This is a genomic window from Leisingera sp., assembly GCF_034669605.1.
Lineage (GTDB): Bacteria > Pseudomonadota > Alphaproteobacteria > Rhodobacterales > Rhodobacteraceae > Leisingera.
Map to the genome: position 1 here is coordinate 1 of NZ_JAXMOX010000252.1, position 6,084 is coordinate 6,084.

Annotated in this window: 3 protein-coding genes; all 3 read right to left on the reverse strand. The window is 66.5% G+C overall.

Translation table 11 applies throughout. The annotated features are described in order from the left end of the window. Positions 1-1,799: formyltransferase family protein (locus tag VOI29_RS21905; RefSeq protein ID WP_323783672.1), on the reverse strand; the 1,799-nt coding region annotated here is incomplete at its 3' end. Beyond that, on the reverse strand, positions 1,796-2,812 hold the full coding sequence (locus tag VOI29_RS21910) for a glycosyltransferase family 2 protein (RefSeq protein WP_323783674.1): 1,017 nt from the start codon (positions 2,810-2,812) through the stop codon (positions 1,796-1,798). The genes VOI29_RS21910 and VOI29_RS21905, both read right to left, overlap by 4 nt. Before the next feature lie 5 nt (positions 2,813-2,817). After that, on the reverse strand, positions 2,818-6,084 hold a 3,267-nt coding region (locus VOI29_RS21915; protein ID WP_323783676.1), incomplete at its 5' end, for a KR domain-containing protein.

Sequence of the window (6,084 nt, forward strand, 5' to 3'; positions counted from 1 at the left end):
ACACCCAGGGCGGCAAAAACCAGTTCGGGCCCGCGGCGGATGTGGATGCCTGCATGCGTCCCCGGTTTCACGTCCATTTCACGCAGGCGCCCGGCCACCGCATTGGCGCGGGCATTGACTTCGCTAGAGGTGAAACTCTGGTCCTCAAAGACCAGTGCGACGGCGTCTGGCGTGTTGGCGGCCTGGGCTTCAAAGGCTGCGTGGATGGTCAGATCCGATGGGTAATCTGTTGCGGTCCGGTTCCAGTCCTCCAGCAGCATCTTGCGTTCGGAATCCGGCAGCATGGGCAGGGCGGACACCGGTTGGCTTGCATCCTCGGCGAGGGCGACCAGCACCAGTTCCAGCCGCGCGGCAAGCAGGTCTGCGGCGGTGCTCTCCAGCCGGGCCTGGTCCGTATGCAGCGCCAATGTGCCACCACAGAAGGCGACGGTGGCGGTGCAGCCGGAAACGGCGGCGTCTTTGTCCAGCGACAGGCCTATGGCGGGTTGAGAAAAACCAGAAATCTCCGGAGCACGCGCAACCAGATCCTCGGCAAATCCGCCGTATTTCCGCATTTTTTCAATAAGCTGACAGGTTTTCGCCTGCAGGTCTGAAGCAGTTTCTTCCTGCCGCGCTTGCAGCGGCACCCAATCAGAGATCAGCCCGGGAACCGTGTTCATGCCGCCAATCGACAGCGCCACATCCGCGGTGGTTTCGCCGCTGCTGAGCAACGCCCAGGCCAGCACTCCGGCAGCGGCCTGCTCCCGGTTAAGGCCGCCAGGCAGGGCAATCCCGCGGCGGGCCATCCCCGCATTGCCGGTATCTGAGGCCAGCGGCACCTGGACCGGCTGCATCGCAGCCAGCGCCTGGCGCCAGTGCTGCTCGCCGGCCTGCGTGACGGCCATCTTTGCGGTGAGGGTTTCGGCGTCCTCCGCGGTCAGCGCAGGCAGCATGCCGCCGGCGTGGATCAGCCCGGCCGGCTCCAGCGGTCTGCCCGCAGGGGTGGTCAGCCGCGACAGCACCAGCGCACCGTCCGCAGTGGCGATTTTCACGCTGTCTTTATGAACGTCTAGCACCGTGCCGGGGGCGCCGGAGCCCGCTGCCGTTTCCGCGGCACCGGTCAGAACCACGCGGCCGCCAATCCGCAGTTTTGCAGCGCACAGCGGATTCCAGTAACCGCCGGTGTCCAGCGCGCGGACCAGCCGCGCCAGTTCGGCGGCGGGGCGGCTGAAATCCAGCAGCCCGCCGGCGGCGGGAAGGTCGGATTTGGCGAACACACGGCGCTGGCTCAGGTCTTGCGGCTGCCGGTTCAGATCGCCGGTTTCCAGTTGCGCGATCACCTCGCCAAAGCTGTCCATCGCGGCGGCGTAGCATTTGGAGTTCAGGCTGAAGGCGGTTTCTTGCTCCGTCAGACCGAACATCCGCTGGGCCAGGATATCGCCCTCGTCCACGCCGCCCTCGATCAGGTGCCAGCTGATGCCATGCTGTGCTTCGCCGTTGATCAGCGCCCAGTTCGGGGTGTTGAGGCCCGCGTAGGCGGGCAGCGGGCCGTCGTGGAAATTCACCGCGCCTTTGGCGGCCAGCGCCAGAATGTTCTGCGGAATCACCGTCAGGTTGGCAATTGACAGCAGCCAGTCGAACCCGCCTTGCAGCTGCTGCTGGCTGTCCAGAAGGGTCAGACCCCTACCGCCGGCCCAGCTGCGGATACCGGGATCCTTGGAGACCACAGCGCGGATCCGGTGGCCGCGCGCCAGCAAGGCATCGGCACAGCCGATCAGCAGGGTTTCATTGCCGATCAGGGCACAGGTAAATGGGGTCATTTCTGCTCCTTTGCAGGCGGAGAAGCCGGGCGTGTTTCCTGCGATGGTTCCGGGCGCGGCGCAGCCATTGCCCGCAGGCTGTACAGGATCAGATCGCGCAGGAAATGCGGCGGATCCGCCTGCGGCTTGTTCTGGATCAGGCGGCGCAGGCCATAGATCAGGCTGCCCGCGGCCCGTGCCAGCGTGGCGGCGGCGGCATAGGCGTGCCCGTGGTGCTTGACGAAGTAATGACGGCGCGAGTCGAACCAGTATTGCGGGGTGCGCTGCCAGGCTTTCATGCCGGTGGAGGCGGACCCCACATGGGCGATCTCGCTGGCCGGGACATAGTGGGTGCGCCAGCCCGCACGGGCGGCGCGGCGGCAGAGGTCGGTTTCCTCGAAATACAGAAAAAAGGTCTCGTCAAAGCCGCCAACGGCCTCGGCTGCTTCACGCCGGATCATCAGGCTGGCGCCGGCGGTCCAGTCGACCTGCAGCTCCTCCTGCGGCAGGTCCATGGCGACCACCCAGGGTTTAAGAAGCCGGGTGAACATTCCGGTGCGCACGCTGGCTTCGAACTCGCCCGCGATGGAGGGGAAGCGGAAGGCGGTGCGGTGCGGCGTGCCGTCCGTGCCGCGCACGTAAGAGCCGGCCAGACCTGCGCCGGGATGTTGCAGCAGGAAATCGCGCAGGGTGCGGATGGTGCTGCCCTGCACAAAAGCGTCGGAATTCAGCAGGTAATAGAATTCCGGCGCGCTGCCGTCCGACAGGCCGGCCTTGATGCCGGTATTCATGCCCGCGCCAAAGCCGCCGTTCACCGGCGCGGCGATCACCCGGAGCCCGCCGCTGGCAAGCCAGCCGCGCGCCTCTGCCTGTGCGCGGATCTGCTCATAGGAGCCATCGCCGGACCCGTTGTCGATGATCAGCAGCTCGCCCGGCAGATCCTCCATTTCGCGCAATGCGGCCGCGGCTGCCTGCAGGGTCATTTCCGGCGTGCGGTAGTTGAGGAGAATGGTGAGGATGCGTTGCTGGTCCATGAATGTCACTCCGCGGCTGCGGCGAAACGGGGCCGGGCTGCCGCTGCATCCGCGGCATCGAGCCGGGCCTTGATGCCTGCGGCCAGCACACTGACATTCGGCACCAGCACCATGCTGTCATGATCGCCCGGCACTTCGGCCACCTCTGCCTGCGCGGCCCAGCGGGTCCAGTCGTTGTCGTCAAACACGTATTCGCGGGCTGCGCTGACCCAGTTGCCGCCGCTGACCTGCCATTTGCGGTCGAGCGGCGGGCGGAACAGCGTCAGCGGACCGCTCCAGGGCCGGAGCGCATAGGTTTCGACGGCGGTGCGGAAGGCCAGCTCAATCTTGCGGTTGTTGAAGTCGGGCCGGGCGCCGGGCTCAATCGGGGCGGCGCGGCGTTTCTCAAATTCCCAGGCGATGCGGGCTTTGGCCCATTCGCCAAAGTAGCCAGCCCCCTTGCTGCGCAGCTCGGCCAGTTTGATCAGCGCCTTGTCGCGGCGGCTGAGCGGCGGGCGCACCGGCAAGGGCGTGTCCAGCAGGATCAGCGCGGCAGTGTCCTGGCGCTGATCCTTCAGCTGCTGCGCCATCTCATAGGCGGTGATGCCGCCGCCGGAAAAGCCGCCCAGCAGATAGGGGCCGTCGGGCTGGATCCGGCGGATTTCATCCAGGCAGCTTTGGGCCGCATCCCCGATCCGGTTATGCGGGGCGCCGTTCCCGACCAGCCCCTTGGCTTGCAGGCCATAGACCGGGCGGTCCTTGCCCACCAGCAGGGCCAACTGGCGCAGGTTCAGCACGTTGCCGAACATGCCCGCGGCCAGAAAGAACGGCCGCCGTCCGGTGCCGTCGCCCGGATGCAGCTGCACCAGATGGGTGAACTGCGGATTGTCTCCGGCAGCGGCGGCGGGTGTTCCCGGTTCCACAGCCACTCCGCCGCCGGTAAGCCCGATGATTCGCTCTGCCAGCGCGGCGACGCTGGGGGCCTCGAACAGCACCGACAGGGGAAATTCCACGCCAAAGCCGCGTTTGATCTGGGCGAACAGCCGCACCGCAATCAGGGAATGGCCGCCCAGGTCAAAGAAACTGTCGTCGATCCCGACCTGCGACACCCCGAGGAGGCCGGCAAAGAGGCCGGCCAATTCTTCCTCTACCGGGTTGCTGGGGGCGGCATAATCGGTGTCGAGCTGCGGGCGTTCAAAGGTCTGCGCGTCCTCAGCGGCGGCGGTTGTCTGCCCTGCCTGTGCGATCAGCGCGGGCAGGTCCAGCGAGGATACCACTACCTGCGGCAGACCGGTGGCCAGGGCGCGGGCCAGGGCGTTGCCGCCTTCTGCGGCTTTGATGCCATTGGAGATGTTCAGCTGCAGGCGCCGTTCCTCGGCTGACAGGGGCTGGGTGCCGGCGGCGGGTTCCAGGCCCAGGTCAGCGGCGGTGGCGTCCGCCTGTTCCCTGTTGGCTGCGGCGTCGAACCCGGCGGCCAGGCGCTGCATCCGGAACCCTTCGATCCGGACCAGAACGGCGCCATCCGGATCGGTCAGCGTAATGTCAAAGGCGGCAGAGCTTGCATCCGGCGCATCCGCCAGCCGCACATGGCTGCAGATGCTGGAGGTAAGCGGCGCGAACACCCGGATCAGCCGGTAGGAGACCGGAACCCAAAGCGCGCTGGCGTCATAGCAGGGAATCAGCCCCATGGCCCAGCCGGTGGCCAGATCCAGCAGGCCGGGATGCAGCAGGCAGCCATCCTGCGCTGCGATGTCCGGGAGTGAGAGAGAGGCGAGCCCTTCGCCGTTGCCCAAGGCCGCGCGGTTCAGCACATGCCAGCGCGGGCCGAACCGCAGATGCGCCTCCTGCGCGGAGCGCAAGCGCCCGTCGATCGGCGCCTGCTCCTCCGGGCATCGGGTGAAAATAGTCTGGAGGTTGAGTGCGACGGGGCGTTCTGCCACCGCCGCTGAGGCCAGCATAGCCTGACAATTCAGAAAGTAACCTTTTGTACACCCCGAGTAAACAAACAGTTCATAACCATTTTCATTAGCTTCAATTTTTGCCAGGACATTCTGCGGCTGCTGTCCGGATGCAACCAGAGGGCGCATGAAATAAAGGTCGCGGATCTCGAACGGCGTATTGATGCCGGTTTCCGCCAGCGCCTCGGCTGCCATTTCGATGTAGCCGGTGCCGGGCATCAGGGCGGTGCCATCAGCGGTCCGGTGTTCGTCCAGCAGCCAATCAGCGGCGGCAAAACGCGGTGTGAAAATGCGGTTGCCGGCAGTGTCGGACCCGCGTTCCTGCAACAGCGGCTGCAGGCAGGGTTCCCTAGGGCCGGCTGCCGTGGCGCCGTTGCGGCTGGCCATGGCGTCGGCGGCCATGCCGGTATCGGACCACACCCCCCAATCAACTGCCATCACGCGGGTGCGGCCGCCGGCGCGGTGCTTGGCCCAGGCGTTGAGGAATTCATTGGCTGCAATGTAATCCACCTGACCTGCCGGCCGGGTCGCGGCGGAGGAGGAGGAAAACAGCACCATCAGCTCCAGACTGCCATCCGGGAACACAGTATCCAGCGCCCGCAGGCCGCTGACCTTGGGCGCAAGCACCCGGGCGATCTGATCCTCGGTCTTGGCCAGCAGCGGGCCGTCATCGATGACGCCGGCACCGTGAATCACGCCGGTTACAGGCCCAAAGGCGGCTTCGGCCCGTTCACGGGCGCTGCGCAGCTCGCTGCTGTTGCAGACGTCGGCGGCCAGCGCAAGCACCTTGCCCCTGCCGGAGGTTTCCAGCGCCAGCACCGCGCGGATGCGCCGGGCGGTGCGGTTGGCCGGGCTGTGGCCGCGCAGGCAACGCTCCCAGGTGTCGCGCGGCGGCAGACCTTCGCGGGAGATCAGCGAGATTCTGGCGCCGTAGTCCCGCATCAGATACTCTGCGATGGTCAATCCGATACCGCCATAACCGCCGGTGATCAGATAGTGGCCGCCATCGGTGAACGGCGGTGTTTGCGGTTCGGGCAGCGGCTGCGGGCGCCAGGCGAGTTCATACCGCTTTTCGCCGCGCCAGGCGGCGGCGGTGTTCGCGGGGTCCGCCATCAGCTCTTCCAGCAGACGCGGGGTGATGTCCGCCTCTGCAGCCGGTTTCCGGAACGCAAACCGCGCTTGCGGTTTTACTGGCAGTTCTATGTCGATGGTGGCGCAGGTCAGCCCCGGAAGCTCCCGCGGGATCACGCCGGCGGGGCCTGCTATCATCGCTTTTTCGGGGCAGGGCAGTGTCTCGGTGCGTACCTGCGCTGCTCCGGTGGTGAAAACGCTGAA

Bases quoted from the DNA above. Each gene is read 5' to 3' on its own strand.
- VOI29_RS21910 (WP_323783674.1), bottom strand. From the start codon at position 2,812: ATGGACCAGCAACGCATCCTCACCATTCTCCTCAACTACCGCACGCCG.